This window comes from Brevibacillus sp. HB1.4B, from assembly GCF_013284285.1.
GTDB lineage: Bacteria > Bacillota > Bacilli > Brevibacillales > Brevibacillaceae > Brevibacillus > Brevibacillus porteri.
The window spans coordinates 79340-93578 of the sequence record NZ_JABSUT010000001.1; the positions used below are offsets into that span (position 1 = coordinate 79340).

Annotated in this window: 19 protein-coding genes; 16 read left to right on the forward strand and 3 right to left on the reverse strand. The window is 47.7% G+C overall.

The features are described from left to right. Positions 1 to 114 precede the first annotated feature (114 nt). From HP398_RS00420 to HP398_RS00450, 7 genes are all read left to right on the forward strand, one after another. Positions 115 to 627: a YqhR family membrane protein gene (locus tag HP398_RS00420; RefSeq protein ID WP_254612845.1), complete on the forward strand. Its 513-nt coding sequence runs from the start codon at positions 115 to 117 to the stop codon at positions 625 to 627. Between the two features lie 140 nt (positions 628 to 767). Beyond that, positions 768 to 1208, forward strand: a complete 441-nt coding sequence (gene aroQ, locus HP398_RS00425; protein WP_017247984.1) for a type II 3-dehydroquinate dehydratase — start codon at positions 768 to 770, stop codon at positions 1206 to 1208. Positions 1209 to 1236: 28 nt separating this feature from the next. Beyond that, positions 1237 to 2307 carry a M24 family metallopeptidase gene (locus HP398_RS00430; RefSeq protein WP_173621544.1) on the forward strand — a complete coding sequence of 357 codons (1071 nt, stop codon included), beginning with the start codon at positions 1237 to 1239 and terminating at the stop codon, positions 2305 to 2307. A 41-nt stretch (positions 2308 to 2348) separates the two neighbouring features. Then, positions 2349 to 2906 carry an elongation factor P gene (gene efp / locus HP398_RS00435; RefSeq protein WP_007725738.1) on the forward strand — a complete coding sequence of 186 codons (558 nt, stop codon included), beginning with the start codon at positions 2349 to 2351 and terminating at the stop codon, positions 2904 to 2906. A gap of 145 nt (positions 2907 to 3051) precedes the next feature. Next, positions 3052 to 3906 carry an aminoglycoside 6-adenylyltransferase gene (gene ant(6) / locus HP398_RS00440; RefSeq protein WP_173621545.1) on the forward strand — a complete coding sequence of 285 codons (855 nt, stop codon included), beginning with the start codon at positions 3052 to 3054 and terminating at the stop codon, positions 3904 to 3906. 198 nt (positions 3907 to 4104) lie between these two features. Beyond that, a complete protein-coding gene (locus tag HP398_RS00445; RefSeq protein WP_173621546.1) occupies positions 4105 to 4674 on the forward strand; it encodes an RNA polymerase sigma factor in 570 nt (189 codons plus the stop codon). Next, the gene (locus tag HP398_RS00450; protein ID WP_173621547.1) at positions 4655 to 6343 is read left to right on the forward strand and encodes a DUF4179 domain-containing protein; all 1689 of its coding nucleotides are present in this window, start codon (positions 4655 to 4657) and stop codon (positions 6341 to 6343) included. The genes HP398_RS00445 and HP398_RS00450 overlap by 20 nt, the downstream gene beginning before the upstream one ends. A gap of 51 nt (positions 6344 to 6394) precedes the next feature. Here HP398_RS00450 and HP398_RS00455 read toward each other — a convergent pair whose 3' ends face one another. From HP398_RS00455 to comA, 3 genes are read right to left on the reverse strand one after another with little or no spacing between them, the layout of a single operon-like run. After that, positions 6395 to 6856 carry a DUF441 domain-containing protein gene (locus tag HP398_RS00455; protein WP_048035783.1) on the reverse strand — a complete coding sequence of 154 codons (462 nt, stop codon included), beginning with the start codon at positions 6854 to 6856 and terminating at the stop codon, positions 6395 to 6397. Between the two features lie 36 nt (positions 6857 to 6892). Further along, positions 6893 to 7609 carry a 2-phosphosulfolactate phosphatase gene (locus tag HP398_RS00460; protein WP_173621548.1) on the reverse strand — a complete coding sequence of 239 codons (717 nt, stop codon included), beginning with the start codon at positions 7607 to 7609 and terminating at the stop codon, positions 6893 to 6895. Continuing rightward, positions 7600 to 8421 carry a phosphosulfolactate synthase gene (comA, locus tag HP398_RS00465; protein ID WP_173621549.1) on the reverse strand — a complete coding sequence of 274 codons (822 nt, stop codon included), beginning with the start codon at positions 8419 to 8421 and terminating at the stop codon, positions 7600 to 7602. Before comA ends, HP398_RS00460 begins: the two co-directional genes overlap by 10 nt. Positions 8422 to 8570: 149 nt before the next feature. On the opposite strand from comA, the gene HP398_RS00470 reads away from it, so the two are divergent. From HP398_RS00470 to spoIIIAG, 9 genes are all read left to right on the forward strand, one after another. After that, the gene (locus tag HP398_RS00470; RefSeq protein WP_017247992.1) at positions 8571 to 8834 is read left to right on the forward strand and encodes a YqhV family protein; all 264 of its coding nucleotides are present in this window, start codon (positions 8571 to 8573) and stop codon (positions 8832 to 8834) included. Between the two features lie 79 nt (positions 8835 to 8913). After that, positions 8914 to 9387, forward strand: a complete 474-nt coding sequence (locus HP398_RS00475; RefSeq protein WP_017247993.1) for a CD1247 N-terminal domain-containing protein — start codon at positions 8914 to 8916, stop codon at positions 9385 to 9387. 146 nt (positions 9388 to 9533) lie between these two features. After that, positions 9534 to 10496 carry a stage III sporulation protein AA gene (spoIIIAA, locus tag HP398_RS00480; RefSeq protein WP_173621550.1) on the forward strand — a complete coding sequence of 321 codons (963 nt, stop codon included), beginning with the start codon at positions 9534 to 9536 and terminating at the stop codon, positions 10494 to 10496. Continuing rightward, positions 10484 to 11002, forward strand: a complete 519-nt coding sequence (gene spoIIIAB, locus HP398_RS00485) for a stage III sporulation protein SpoIIIAB (RefSeq protein ID WP_017247995.1) — start codon at positions 10484 to 10486, stop codon at positions 11000 to 11002. The genes spoIIIAA and spoIIIAB overlap by 13 nt, the downstream gene beginning before the upstream one ends. A gap of 16 nt (positions 11003 to 11018) precedes the next feature. Then, positions 11019 to 11222, forward strand: coding sequence for a stage III sporulation protein AC (spoIIIAC, locus tag HP398_RS00490; protein ID WP_007725726.1), 204 nt, complete (start codon positions 11019 to 11021; stop codon positions 11220 to 11222). A gap of 13 nt (positions 11223 to 11235) precedes the next feature. Next, a complete protein-coding gene (gene spoIIIAD, locus HP398_RS00495; protein WP_017247996.1) occupies positions 11236 to 11625 on the forward strand; it encodes a stage III sporulation protein AD in 390 nt (129 codons plus the stop codon). 16 nt (positions 11626 to 11641) lie between these two features. Next, positions 11642 to 12826, forward strand: coding sequence for a stage III sporulation protein AE (spoIIIAE, locus tag HP398_RS00500; RefSeq protein WP_017247997.1), 1185 nt, complete (start codon positions 11642 to 11644; stop codon positions 12824 to 12826). Positions 12827 to 12834: 8 nt separating this feature from the next. Beyond that, the gene (gene spoIIIAF, locus HP398_RS00505) at positions 12835 to 13512 is read left to right on the forward strand and encodes a stage III sporulation protein AF (RefSeq protein WP_017247998.1); all 678 of its coding nucleotides are present in this window, start codon (positions 12835 to 12837) and stop codon (positions 13510 to 13512) included. A gap of 31 nt (positions 13513 to 13543) precedes the next feature. Continuing rightward, positions 13544 to 14239 (forward strand): stage III sporulation protein AG, encoded by a 696-nt coding sequence (gene spoIIIAG, locus HP398_RS00510; RefSeq protein WP_173621551.1) that lies wholly within the window; start codon positions 13544 to 13546, stop codon positions 14237 to 14239.

The window sequence follows — 14239 nt, forward strand, 5'->3', positions numbered from 1 at the left end:
ATATTAACGGAAATGGCGACTTGAAGCTACAAGGAGTTCGCACTTTTCCAACAAATGTAAAGCAAAAGTGAAAAGCTTAGAGGAAGAGCATACTAGAGAACAGAGGTGATGGAAATGGAAATAAGCAAAACAGGACGGAAACACAAGCAAGCGCGTGTATCCCATACGGAAGAAGTGAAGCAGGAGAGTAAAAGAATCTCCACTTCGAAGATTTTGGAGGTCGCATTCTGGGGAACGATTATTTGGGGGCTCGCTCGGTTGATAGCTCACTTCTTGAACATGACCCCGTATGGAGTCGGAGCCTTTGCACGTCCCTTTATCAGCATCGAGGACGAAAATAAGTTTGCGAGCTTGTGTCTTGGTGGTATCGTGCTATTTGTTGAAACAGCCGTTGCTTCCTTTGTGTTCAGCTTGCTTTTTAGCCGGATCCGTGCCTGGTGGTTGGGACTCGTCTACGGGGCTGGCGTGCTAGTGATAGCAGGCTTCTTCTTTCATATCGGAAATTGGGAGATAGCCACTTTAAGTACGGAAGGTGCATGGTATTTGACGTTTGGCTTGTTTATCGGGATGACAATTATACTCGAGCAATCCGACGAGAATCATACATGGAATGAGTCTACAAGGTAGGAGGATTTCTCCGTTCCTTGTCAAAATGGATGTAACAATGTTCGAAAAGTTTCATAGATGAATGCCCACTATGGAACTAGGACGGCTTGTGGTAAAATGTTTCATTAGTAAAAAAACTTTTATAGGGAGAGGGATGGTCGATGACTTCCGTCTTGTTATTGAACGGACCCAACCTGAATTTATTGGGGACAAGGGAGCCGGATGTTTACGGAAGGGAAACGCTGGAGGATGTGGTGACAATCCTGAAGGGTGTCATGGATGAGTTGGGCGGAAAGCTTGAGCATCTCCAATCGAATCACGAAGGTGTCCTCATCGACGCGATTCATCAGGCGAGAGGTGTCCATGACGGCATCTTGATCAATCCAGGGGCATTCACACATTACAGCTATGCGATCCGAGACGCATTGGCCAGTGTGGCTCTGCCAACGATTGAAGTACATATTTCCAATATTCATGCACGGGAACCATTTCGCCATCACTCAGTCATCGCTCCTATCGCGATTGGACAAGTTGTCGGATTGGGGATCGATGGATATGAATGGGCGCTAAGAGCGCTCGTCCGTAAAATCGAAAAAAAATAAAAGCTGTCAAAAAGGGGAAAAGGCTGCCATGAAACAACGTTTGCATAAATTGCGCGAAGCACTTACACAAGTTGGAGCAGAGGCGTTTATTACCGAAAAAACAGAGAATCGCTTCTACTTGAGTGGTTTCACCGGATCAACGGGATGGGTCATTGTCACCGAAACAGAGGCGTTTCTCGTCACTGACTTCCGCTATGTGGAACAAGCGCAAGAACAAGCACCTGAATTTACTGTAGTAAATAACGAGAGAAAAGCTGTTGAATCGATTGCAAAGCTCCTGCAAGAAAAAGGGATTAAGCGTTTGGCATTCGAGAGCAGTGTGGCCTTTAGCACCTATCAGGATTGGAACAAAGGATTTGAAGGAGTAGAACTGGTGCCAACAAGCGGTCTGCTTGAAAAAATCCGCATGTTTAAAGACGAATCCGAGATGGTTATTATTCGTGAAGCGGTTCGTATCGCGGAAGCAGCATTTACGCATATTCAAGGCTACATCAAGCCAGGTGTGCGTGAATCCGATGTTGCTTTGGAATTGGAATACTTCATGCGCAAACAAGGAGCGACAGGCTCTGCATTTGATATGATCGTAGCGTCGGGTGTGCGCGGTGCTCTGCCACATGGACGAGCTTCCGAGAAAGTAATTCAGGCAGGGGAAATGGTTACGCTCGACTTTGGTGCTGCTTATCAGGGCTACAATTCCGATATCACACGCACATTGTCTGTGGGAGAGCCAGACCCGAAAATGCGTGAAATCTACGAAATCGTTCTGCGTGCACAGCTCGCAGGTTTGGAAGCACTGAAGCCAGGTGTATCCGCAAAAGACGCTGACGCTGCAACGAGAGATATCATCACAGCAGCAGGCTATGGCGATGCCTATGGACATAGCGCAGGTCACGGTCTCGGACTGGAAGTTCACGAGCTGCCAGGGCTGTCGACTGTAAGTACCTTCGTATTGGAGCCAGGTATGCTCGTAACGATGGAGCCAGGCATTTACGTAACAGGACTTGGTGGCGTTCGGATCGAGGACGATGTGTGGATTACTGCTGATGGTCATGAGAACCTGAACAAGTCCACGAAAGAGTTGCTCATTTTGCCTGTGTAATTTATACTTATTCTGTTATTGATTGATTTGGGAGGACTACCATGATCTCTGTAAACGATTTTCGTACCGGTTTGACAATCGAAGTGGATGGCAATATTTTTACCGTGCTAGAATTCCAACACGTAAAACCAGGTAAAGGTGCGGCTTTCGTTCGCTCCAAACTGCGCAACCTGCGCAGCGGTAACACGACGGAAATGACTTTCCGCGGTGGTGAAAAAGTTAACCCTGCCCGTATCGAATCCAGCACGATGCAATATCTGTATGCGAGCGGAGACGAGTACACTTTCATGAACACAGAAACCTATGAGCAAATGACGTTCACTCAAAAGCAAATTGAGCGTGAACTGCGTTTCCTCAAGGAAAACATGAACGTGCAAATCATGCAGTACAACGGAGAAACAATCGGTATTCAATTGCCGAACACAGTGGAACTCGTTGTAACAGAATGTGAGCCAGGTGTAAAAGGTGACACTGCTTCTAACGTAACAAAGAAAGCAACCTTGGAAACTGGTTTCGTAGTAAACGTTCCTCTCTTCGTAGAAGAAGGAGAGCGTCTAATCATCGATACTCGTACGGAAGCATACGTTTCCCGCGCGTAAAAGTACGGATTGGAAGAAAAAGCTGTGCCCATATATGGGTGCAGCTTTTTTTATTTGCTTCTCCTAATGATGCGGTATTGTAAAAATTATGCAATTGCACTACGTTAAGTGGTACGGAGAAAGAGTAGGGTGGAGGGGGATGGCTGTGAGAACGGTACAAGAAATGATGAGCATGCTGATCGATTTCGCCAGGAAGGATGATCGAATCCGGTTGGTAACCTTGGAAGGGTCACGCACGAACAAAAACATACCCGCTGATCCATTCCAAGATTATGATATTTCGTATTTTGTGACAGAGATGGATTCTTTCAAGGAAAATGATCAATGGCTCGATGTTTTTGGGAATCGGTTTATGATGCAAAAGCCGGAGGATATGGAGCTTTTTCCGTCCGAGTTAGGGAATTGGTTTTCCTATCTCATGCTATTTGAGGATGGAAATAAAGTAGATCTGACGCTGATTCCGATAGACGAGACAGAGCAGTATTTTGCAGATAGCGACGGTCTAGTTGAGGTTTTGCTGGATAAGGACGAGCTTATCAAACACGAGGTGCTCGCTTCCGATCGTCAATATTGGACCCGGAAGCCAACTGCTAGAGAGTTTGATGACTGCTGCAATGAATTTTGGATGGTCTCTACTTACGTTGTTAAAGGTCTGGCAAGAAAAGAAATCCTGTTTGCGATTGACCATCTCAACGAAATTGCCCGACCGAATTTGCTCCGAATGATGGCTTGGCAAATCGGATGTGAGAAAGGGTTTACCTTTAGTGTCGGGAAAAATTACAAATTTATAGATCACTATCTTCCTAAAGAAGATTGGGAAGCGTTACGATCCACTTATCACGAAAATGGCTACACGCAGATGTGGGAATCGTTATTCACTTGCTATGAATTATTTCGAAAGTACGCCAAAGCAGTGGCAGAAAGTCTCGGATATCCGTATCCAGATTACGATGAAGCCATTACCAAGTACGCGAAAAACATCTACCATTCATGGAAGTGATAGACGTCATTCGACCGCCCTTATCAAGGGCGGTTTTATTTTTGGAAGTGGAGACGGCCAGTGAATCCCCTTGACTCAAGCTTTTTTAAAAAAATGTATGCTTTTTTGGAAAGAAAAACCTAAATGATCCGTTAATCTATATGAACCTGCCAAAATGAACGCTGCGCAGCGAACTTTTTTAAAACGGGAGGATTTCCATTGCAGGATGATTGGTTGCTTATTCAACAGGTACAAACAGGAAATCGCGATGCCTACGCGTACCTGGTCGACAAGTACAAGGATCGATTATACAGCTATCTTTATCGCATGACAGGACAACAGCAGGATGCCCAGGACCTGACGCAGGAGGCTTTCATCAAGGCGTACTGCCAGTTGGACAAATATAGGCCGACCGATGCTTTTTTGGCTTGGCTGTATCGGATTGCGTCCAATTTGTGCGTCGATGCGTGGCGCAAGAACAAACGCTACCTTAAGACGCCATTGGAAGAAACCAGACTGATTGAAACAGATACACCCGAAAAAGCTTATTTGGAAAAGGAAAAGCAAGACGCCTTGCAACAACAAATCATGGCGCTGGGTGAGGAATACCGCATTGTGTTTCTGCTGAAATACATGGAGCAGTTGAGTTACAAGGAGATTAGCGAAATTCTGCATATCCCGATTACAACCGTGCAAATGCGCATTCATCACGCCAAGAAAAAGCTCCGGGCAAGTATGGCGCAAGAAAGGTCAGGAAGGGGTGCTATCTATGAACTGCTCCAAAACTGAACAATTGCGCAAGTATTTGGTTGGAGAATTATCTTCTGACGAAGCCAGGCTGATGGAACAACACGTAGAAGCGTGTCTATGCTGTCAGCGGCAGATGGTGGACGAAGATGAGAGCGGCGAGGAGTATTCGAGCCTGCGAGTCCCCAGTACGTTGCCGATCGACTTTACTGCTCAGGTAATGATGGCATTAGAGACCGTGCGTACTCCTACACAAAAATCAAATTGGAAAAAGAGGAGTGTAACTATTTTGAAAAAAACCGCGTTAGCCGTAGCGAGTGTTACAGCGATTATTGCGTTTGGGTCCATGGTGTCACCGACTTTTGCGAGCTATGTAAACAGTGTCATTCAGTCCATCCAAGGCGTAGACACCGGAATGAAGCAGGCTGCCGAAAAAGGCTATGCCCAAGCCATCAATAAGAGCGCAACCGATCAAGGAATTACATTGAATGTGAAAGAAGTGGTTGCTGATCCGGTGCGAATGGCTATCTTCGCTCAAGTCGTCGATCAAAATGGCAAGCGGATCCCGTTTGAACCGGGTAAAATCGATGTGAACCTTACGTATAAAACGAAGTCAGGTGAAGAGCTCAATCCAGATGGAGGGGGCTATAGCATCGGGGAGGAAGGCGAATATCTTGTCATTAGTCATGATATCTTCCAATTCCTAAAAGAAAGTAAGACGCAACTGGATGAAATGGTTGTTGGCGTCGACGCAACGATGCTGGATGGAAAAGAAGGCAGCTGGAAGATGGAGTTTCCAGTCGATTTGAAAAAGGCGAGAGCGGCAGCAAATGAAACTACGATCGGGAAAGATTTCATGACCCCGCATGGAATTAAGGTAGCGTTGCAAAACATTAAGACTGTGCCTAGTGTCAGTTTAATTGAATTGGAGACAACGTGGACGGAAGAGCGAGCGAAGCAGGTTCAAAAAATAAAAGAAGAAAATGGTTGGGTCGTAAAGGAAAACGCACCAGATGGGTTCACGGATGCAGCGCGCGTGGAGAGATATTTCGTAGACATCGGATTGGCCTATGAGATCGTGGATGAAAAAGGAAAAGTGGTAGCGGGATGGGATGATGCCATTAACGGGGATGAAATCAATCAAATTCGCAAAAACACGGTATCTCCCGGTTACCGAGGACAGCTGCATGACGAGGGGAAACGATATACGAAGTTGAATGGCATCGCGCCTTTGGCTGACGACCAAACGTATACTTTCAGGCTGCACTCCCTGTATCTGTTTGAGCCGGCGAAGTTTCAAGCAAGCATACCTGTTGAGAAGCTGGGCAAGGAAAAGGTAACCGTAACGAGTCATGACAGCACGTACACCTTTTCAGGCGTTACGTTGAAAACGACGGAGGGCGAGGAAAAAATAGGGGAACATACGTACAAGGGGAAAGGTGCGATTATCCCGTACACGGCTGTTCTTCCAGAGGGCGTCATCAGGGCAATTGAATGGAATGCGCAAGGTGATGCCAAGCAAGATTACAAATTGCTCGTCAGACAATCATTCAAGAGAGACAAGGACGGGCGTGTACATGTCAGCGGTACGTTCTTTGTCCGTGACATAGAAAAGCTGCCGAAAACTCTGAATCTGGAGCATTTGATGCAATGGCGTCAGTACCAGGGAATGAATTGGGAAGTTCCATTCCAAACGACTGACAAACGCTAAGTCAAAACGAAAAAATCCCCCTCCGATGCAAAAAAGAGGGGGATTTCATTTTTATCTGCTGCCAAACCATTCCCACAGCTTCAACACAAACGCCGTAATGCCAGCAGCCATCAAAGGTCCGACGGGAATGCCCCGAAAAAATACAATGCCAATGATTGAGCCAATGACCAGACCGACAACCATTTGCGGCTCAGACCTTAGCAGGTCAAGTCCTTTTCCATTCATCCAGGTGGCAATAGCTCCACCAGCTAGTGCTGTCAGTCCGACTACCGTCGTGAATAGTGGGGTGACGTCCTTCCACGATATTTTTTCGCTGGCGAATGGAACCAGTACGGAAATCGTCAAGAAAAGCAGGCCTAGCTCCAGCCCACGGCGTTCCACCGTCGGGAAAAAGCGCTCCAGCGCCGTTAGCTTCAACACCAACAATATACTCGCAGCAGTCGCAATAATTGGTGAGCGCCCAATAAGACCGATAACGATCAGGATGACGAGCATCACTTCTCCAGACATCATTGGCATCATAACCCCTGTCCCTGTTCTCCTTTCACATTATGAGACAAGGTGTGGGAGTATGCGTTTCTCCTTGATATAGGGAACGATTTGATACTGATCTACTTGAGCACAGTACCGTAAATCGCTTGCGAGATGATGCTGGACGAGCCTTTTTCCTGTTGTTGTGTGGGGTAACAGCTCGCTCAGTTTTCCTGCGTAGTAAAGATAGCTCGCTTTTAGAACTTCACCCAGATCACAAATTTGGATGCTCGGTAACGATTGTTGTGCCTGGACAATCATCAAGCCGGCAGCCAGACCGTCTTCCAAAGCGAATTCCGACCGGGTACCTGCACAGTACAGCGTAATATCGAGATGATACGAAAGAGCGTGCTGCACGCATGCAGTAGCATTCAAGAAGCAGCCAATCAAGAGTGCAGAGGCACGTTCTGCTTTTTGGATCGCGCGAGTCCCGTTCGTCGTAGTGAGAATCAGCTGGCTCCCCGTTTTCCCCAGAGAAGCGATTTCGGTTGGTGAGTTGTTGCAGTCGAATTCCGGGATTTTCTTGCAGTGGCGTTCACCAGCCAAAATACAGTCGTTGGCGCGCAGCGAGTTCGCTTGCCCAATGGTTTCGACCGGGATGACGCTACGAAATCCATTGCCTAATGCGGTGACAATCGTACTGGAGGCTCGAAGCACATCGATGACAATGACAACATGATTGCTGATCTGTTCAAAACGAATTTCTTCCACGGTCGGCACCACTTCTATTCGCACGGATAAAACCCCCCTCTCTCCATGAGTAGGGCTGTATCGCCGCGCAATCCTCGCCGTAGCGTCTCCACAGAGAATACATCCGTATAGGCAATATTTCCGAGATTTACGTCGCTGCCAACGGCCTTAATGAAGCAGACCTGTTGATCTTTTTGTGGGGCTTCCCAGATCAGGCGGGAGGCTTTTTCTTTGGCCGCCGAGACAATATCTCGAACGAAGGAATCGTCAATATTGCCGTCCCCGTCGCATACGCCGACAGTACCACTCTCTCTCGCTTCGACAATAACGTGACTGGCACCGTTGTGCAGGTCGAAGCTAAGTGTCTCCAGCAATTCCTCTCGACAAGCGCGATAATCGGCCGCTTTTTTCCCGACCTCAGTATAGACCACCAGATCATTGTCTAATGCGTAATTGATGGCTTCTTGACGCTGTGAGAAGGATAAAGGGAACGTTCCATCGGATATTTCTACCGCAGTAAAACCGAGAGTGCGAATCAGCTTCATATAATCTGCAATCGTATTATGACGGATAGCAATTTCAAAAAAAGTTCCTCCTGGCATGATGTGTACGCCATTTTGTTTTGCGAGGGTCAATTTTTGGTTGAGTATTTCGAGCGGATACAGAGCGATGGTGCCAAAACCGAGTTTGTATAGATCGATATAGGGAGCAGCCAGTGCTAACAAGTCGGAATAAGCGGTAAGCCCAAGGCCTTTGTCAATGACCATGGTTAAGCCCTTCGCACGGGGCTTCTCTCTTATTTGCCCGGACGGGTTTGCCCAGCTTTCAGGCAAAAACGATTGATCACACTCTACCATCGGCAAGTTCCTCATTTCTTCTAGGCGTATGGTTCAGTGTATGCCCAGCGGAGGGGAGGAGTGAGGGCAAAAGCCTATAGAGGAAATGCAAAAAGTGCTGAAATGATGTGGTACAGGCATAGAGTGAAAGGAGGGGAGGACGAGACGGTATGTTGGAAAAAGCAATTATGGGTATGGCGGCGCTTAGGGTCTTCTCAGGTAGTATCGAGATCATTGCAGCTTTGCTCATTTTAAAAGTGAACCAGGTCGAAAAAGCTCTGCTCATTAATTCAGGTCTTGCGATTGTCGGGCCAATCATCTTGATCACCACTACAACGATCGGTTTATTAGGCATGTCGGATCGGGTTAGCTTTGCCAAAATTGCCTGGATTCTGGTGGGGGTCTCCTGCATCTTGATTGGTGTCCGCAAGTAGTTACCCATTTCCTTCCATTGGTAAATGCTATCACGATGGGGAAAGATATGTGGGAGAGATTGGATGGGAGGGAATGTGGATGCCAGAATCATTGGCGAATCGAATCGCATACTTGCAAGGGTTGGCAGATGGGTTGGAAGTGGGGGAGAAGAGCCCCGAAGGAAAAATTATGGTAGAGATGATTGAGATTCTAGGGGAGGTACAGGGTCAACTACGAGAGCTTCACTCGCGAGTGGAAGAGGCAGAGGATTATGTGGAGGCCTTGGATGAAGACTTAGAGGACATTGAGCTCTACCTTTTTGAAGATGATGATGACTTGTACGAAACCGTTGTCGATTGTGAGGACGATGACGACGAGTACGCGACTTTGTACGATTTGGATGATGATGAAGACGCACATCTGTATGAAGTACAAGTAGATCCCCATCTCGATACGACCTACGAGTTCGCATGCCCTAGCTGCCAAAAAGAAATCTATCTGCACGAAGGCAAAGATGAGGAAGGCTACCGACACTATGTAATAGAGCCGGTGGATAACAAGAAAAACAAATAATCCATGAGCTTTATAGGAAAAGCTTGCTACTCGCGTTCTAGCACGAGAGCAAGCTATTTTTTTTGCATAAATCTCGTCCACCTCAGCATAGGATGGAGGTAAGACAACGTGTACAAAGGCAGAATGCTGCAAAAGGAGGGTACCGGATGAATGAAATTTTGGCGATTCTGCCAGCAACTTTACGCACGATTTTGACGGCCCTTCCTATCGCGGTAAGAGAGAATTTGGAAGAGATTCGGCTTCGGCAAAACCAACCGCTAGAAGTCCGGTTTGGACAACAATCTAGCTATGTGACACCGTCGGGGCAAATCACCTCGATACCCGCGCAAGGTTGGCTGTTTTCAGCAGAAGAGGCTGCAAAGCTCTTAAACCAGGTCAGCCAGCATTCTCTCTATGCCTTAGAAGAAGAGTTGAAAAGGGGTTACATCACGGTAGTTGGCGGCCATCGCATTGGCATTGCGGGGAAAGTGGTGCTGGACAAAGGTGAAGTGAAGGGAATCAGAGATGTGACCAGCTTCAACATCCGGATTGCCCGCGAGAAAAAAGGCGCGGCCAAGAAGGTCATGCCGTATTTGTTTGAGGATGGCAAATTGCTGAACACGCTGCTCATCTCCCCACCCCAGTGCGGAAAGACAACCTTGTTGCGTGATATGGCGCGAACCATCAGCTATGGGAGCGAGTGGTCTTCAAGTCGTAAGGTAGGAATTGTGGACGAGCGTTCTGAGTTGGCGGGATGCTTGCAAGGGGTTCCTCAACGAGACGTCGGTCCACGAACGGACGTGCTGGATGCTTGCCCAAAAGCTGCAGGGATGATGATGATGATTCGCTCCATGTCTCCTGATGTTCTGATTGTGGACGAGGTGGGAAGAGCGGAGGATGGCGACGCAGTCTGGGAAGCGATTCATGCAGGGGTAGCCGTCATTTGCTCGGCACATGGAGCGAGCGTCAAGGAAGTAGCCGAACGCCCCATGCTGGGCAAGCTGATTCGATATGGTGCCTTTTCCCGCTATATCGTACTCAGCCGCGCAAAAGGTGTTGGAACAATCCAGGCCATCTACGATCAAAGCATGAACCTGGTTGAAAGGGAGAAAGTTGCATGGTCAAGCTGATGGGAGCCGTACTCATCCTGTTTTCAGCGTCGATGGTTGGTTGGCAGATCGGCAAGTATTACGCGAATCGTCCCGTTCAGCTTCGGGCACTGCTCGTTGCTCTGCAAATGCTCGAAACGGAAATCGTGTTCGGGATGACTCCATTACAGCGGGCTTTTGTGAAGGTCGGTCATCGCGTCTCCGAAGAGGTAGGGAAAGTATTTCTACTGGCAGCTGAATTCTTGCAGACAGAAAAGGCGCATTCGGCTGAGGAAGCCTTGCAACAAGCTATGAATAGACTCTGGGCCCAAACCGCCTTGCGCAGACAAGAGCGAGAGGTGCTGGAGAGTCTAGGTCAGGTACTTGGATCATCCGATCGGGAAGACCAGCAAAAGCATTTGCGCCTAGCTGTCACCCACCTGCGAGGGCTGGAAGAGGAGGCTCGTGCAGAACAGGAAAAGTACGAAAAAATGTACAAGAGTTTGGGCTTTTTAGGTGGACTCTTGGTCGTCATCCTGATGTTCTAAAGGCGAGGTGTTCACAGTGGATTTTGATTTGACACCTGTTTTCCAGATAGGAGCAGTAGGGTTCATAACAGCCATCCTGCATACAGTCCTGAAGCAGGCGGGCAAGGAAGATATTGCGCATTGGGCAACTCTAGTCGGATTCATCATTGTCCTGTACATGGTGTCCCATTACATCGGTGATCTGTTCTCCGAGGTAAAACGCGTCTTCCTGTTCAACTGAGGAGGGGCTCCAGATGGAGATTGTACAAATTGTCGGACTAGGACTGGTGGCTACCATTCTCGCGCTAGTCATTAAGGAACAGAAGCCGATGTTCGCCTTTTTGCTGGCGATCGCGAGCGGAGTCATCATCTTTTACTTTCTCGTCGGAAAAATAGCAGATGTCATTCGAGTTTTGGAAAAATTGGCAGTTCAAGCAGATTTGAACCTTGTGTTTCTGGAAACGATTCTAAAAATCATTGGAATTGCCTACATTGCTGAATTCGGGGCACAGATGACCCGAGATGCTGGACAAGGTGCGATAGCTTCGAAAATCGAGCTCGCTGGAAAAGTCCTCATACTGGTTATGGCTGTACCGATCATCCAAATCATTATCGAAACAGTGATCGATTTGTTGCCGGCATAAGGGAGGTGGGATGTCCATGGCACACACTTGCAAGCTGATCCTGTTCTTGTTCCTGCTTCTTGCCTTGTTTCCAGTTGCCGTGTCTGCTGCTGTGACACCCGCAGCCGGTCCGATCAATCAAATCGTGCAACAACAGGTCGATCACTTGCAACTAGACAGAGTCGAACAGTATTGGCATCAGTTGCAGCGCGACTATAAAGGGTACTTGCCAGACTTGAAATCGGAAGGCTTTATCCAAATCCTCATGCAGCAAGGTGACCTCAGTATTTCAGGAGTCCTGCAAGGAATGGGCAAATTCATCTTTCATGAGATTTTGATGAATGGCAAGCTGCTCAGCTCCATCATTATCATTACGGTATTCGCGATGATTCTCGAAACGATGCAGAACGCCTTTGAACGCAATGCGGTATCGACAGTGGCGTACTCGATTACTTATCTCGTCTTGATGGTACTCGCAATTAACAGCTTTCATGTTGCCATTACCTATGCCAAAGATGCAATCGCGAACATGTCTGATTTCATGCTAGCCATGATCCCACTCGTCATCGCGCTGCTTGCTTCGGTAGGCAATCTGGCATCCGCCACTATGTTTCACCCGCTGATTATCTTCATGATCAACACCAGTGGCATGATGATCTCTTATGTCGTGTTTCCGCTTCTTTTTCTCTCTGCGATGCTCTCTATCGTCAGCCTGTTTTCAGAGAGGTACAAAGTCACACAGTTAGCGACCTTACTTCGCAATATTGCAATGGGTGTCCTTGGCTCATTTCTGACGATTTTTCTCGCCATCATTTCCATACAGGGAGCGACTTCAGCTGTTGCGGATGGGGTTACTCTCCGAACGGCGAAATACATCACGGGCAATTTCATCCCGATTGTAGGTCGTGTGTTCTCCGATGCGGCAGATACTGTACTCAATGCCTCGCTACTTGTCAAAAATGCCGTCGGCTTGGCAGGAGTTTTAATTCTGATCATGCTATGCGCGTTTCCGGCTTTGAAGATACTGGTACTGGCTCTGATCTACAATCTGTCATCTGCCGTACTCCAACCGCTTGGAAACAGCCCAATCATCAGTGCGTTAGGTACGATTGGGAAAAGTCTTTTGTTCGTCTTTGCTGCTTTGGCGACAGTCGGCTTGATGTTCTTTCTGGCGATTACGATCATTATTGCGGCGGGCAACATCTCCATGATGGTTCGGTAGGTGATGAAATGACGTGGTTAACACTGTGGTTGAAAAAAATTATCCTGCTCGTCCTTTTGGCTGCCTTCCTTGATCTGATCCTGCCCAATACGACATTGCAACGCTACGTAAAAATGGTGATGGGCTTGATTCTCTTGCTGACGATCATTTCTCCCGTGTTTAGTCTGTTCAGCCTCTCGCAGGAAGATTTGGCCTTTCGTCTGGATCGCTACCAACAAGAGCTGAACAAGCCTGCTTCGGCAGAGTGGAAACGCATCACTGACAAGCTGCTCGGTCAACAAAACCAACAGATGACCGCTTACGTACAGTCACAGGTAGCGTCCTCGGTAAAAGCCAGTGTCAAAGAGCAGTACGGCGTAACAGTCGAAGATGTCACGATTACCGTCAATCAGCAAAATCCGGAACAGCCAACCCTTGAGCGAATCGAGTTGGTAGTCGGTGACGCGAACAAGGAAGAGCAAAAAGGGCAGAGCACGATTGAACCGATTAAACCTGTCCAGCCTGTTGAGATTACGATTGGCGAGCCCATTGAAATACAACCTGATCCCAAATCAGATATTGCAGCAACAACTCACCATGACAACCCACTTTACGCGCAAATCACAAACGATGTCGCCAAAGAGTGGGGGCTTTCGAAGAGTCAGGTCGTCATCAAAGACGAATCGAGAGAAAGAGAGAAACAGTAGCGGATACTGTCAGTGAAGCGAGGTGAAAACCATGAACCAATTGTGGGAAAAGCTGAAAAGTCTGTTTATGAAGCGACAAGGCGAAACGATGCAGGAAGAAAAGAAAATCGTGGTGGGGAGCAAGGGCAAAAACCAAAAACTAAAGCCGCTGCATTATTTCATCGTCATATTGGGAGTAGGGATAGCCATCATGATTTTGACGGATTTCCTCAGAGTGGAAAAAGATCAGCCACTCGGATTTGGAGATATAGGGAGTGAGGCGCCAGGTCCTCCTGGAGGCGATTCAACTTCCCAGGTGCTGGGGGGATCAGCGACTACCGACATCATTGCAGAATATGAAAACATTTACGAAACACAGCTTCGCGATATCCTCGCTTCTGTTGTCGGCGTCGGCGAAGTAGAGGTCATGGTCAATCTGGAATCAACGCCAGAGCTGGTTGTGGAAAAAAATCGTAACATTCGTTCCTCAACCAATCAGGAAATGGACAAAGAAAAGGCAACCCGCAATCAAAATGACCAGTCACGAGATGAGCAGGTCGTCATCGTGCAAGGCGGCAAGCAAGATGCCCCCGTCATTGTGAAGACGTTGAAGCCGAAAGTCCGCGGGGTCCTGGTAGTCGCTAAAGGGGCCGATAACATCCAGGTTAAAGCGTGGATCACTGAAGCCGTTCAAAAGGTTTTGGATGTACCCGCTTATAAAATATCCATTTTGCCCAAAAAAGGGTAG